This is a genomic window from Arenimonas malthae CC-JY-1 (genome assembly GCF_000747075.1).
GTDB lineage: Bacteria > Pseudomonadota > Gammaproteobacteria > Xanthomonadales > Xanthomonadaceae > Arenimonas > Arenimonas malthae.
Genome location: NZ_AVCH01000082.1, coordinates 1 through 883 on the forward strand (window position 1 = coordinate 1; position 883 = coordinate 883).

The window sequence follows — 883 nt, forward strand, 5'->3', positions numbered from 1 at the left end:
GTGCTGGCCACGCCCGCCGCCGCCCACGGCCGCGGCGACGGCCCGCCGCACCACCGCCCGCCGCCGGTGCCCGAAGGCGTGTCCGTGCCGGCCTGGGCGGAACTGACGCCGAAACAGCAGCAGGCCCTGGCGCCGCTGCGCGAAAGCTGGGACACCCTGCCCGCCTCGCGCCGGGTGATGGCGCTGGAACGCGCCGAGCGACGCGCGCGCTGGGAGGCCATGACGCCCGAACAGCGCGAACGCATGCGCGAGGGTATGCGCAACTACCGCGACCTGCCGCCGCCGCTGCGCGAGAAGATGCGCGAATCGATGCGCGCGATGCGCGCGCTGCCGGAAGCCGAACGCAAGGCCCTGCACGCCCGCTGGCGGCAGCTCAGCCCGGAGCAGCGCCGGGCCTGGCTCGAACTCGGCGGCCCCGGCATCGCGCCGGAACCGGTGCCGGTCCAGGTGGACTGATCAGCCGCGCCTTTCGCCCGCGTGGGCGAGGCAGGTGCGCGAGATCAGTTCGTCGTCCCAGTCCAGCGTCAGGGCGCCGCCCTTGAGCGACAGCGCCAGGAAATTGAACACGTTGCGCGCGTACATCTCGCTGGCGTGCATGGCGCCCTGGCTGGCCAGGTTGAGCGGGCCGGCGAAGGTGACGCCGCCCTGCTCGTAGGTTTCGCCCGGGCGCGTGGCCTCGCAGTTGCCGCCGGTTTCCGCCGCCAGGTCCACCACCACGCTGCCGGGTTTCATGCCGGCCACCATGGCCGCGGTGATGATCTTCGGCGCCGGGCGGCCCGGCACGGCGGCGGTGGTGACCACCACGTCCACCGACTTGAGGTGCTCGCCCAGCCGGCGCTGCTGTTCGGCGCGTTCCTCGGCGGTGAGCTCGCGCGCGTAACCA

At 74.0% G+C, this 883-nt stretch carries 2 protein-coding genes; one reads left to right on the forward strand and one right to left on the reverse strand.

Annotation, left to right across the window (positions count from 1 at the left end; all coding sequences use genetic code 11):
- Window positions 1-456 (forward strand): DUF3106 domain-containing protein (locus tag N790_RS04655; RefSeq protein WP_169742140.1); only part of this gene is annotated, 456 nt, incomplete at its 5' end.
- Here the strand turns inward: N790_RS04655 and N790_RS04660 are convergent.
- Window positions 457-883, reverse strand: a 427-nt coding sequence (locus N790_RS04660; protein ID WP_043801391.1) for a Rossmann-fold NAD(P)-binding domain-containing protein, incomplete at its 5' end; no start/stop codon positions are given.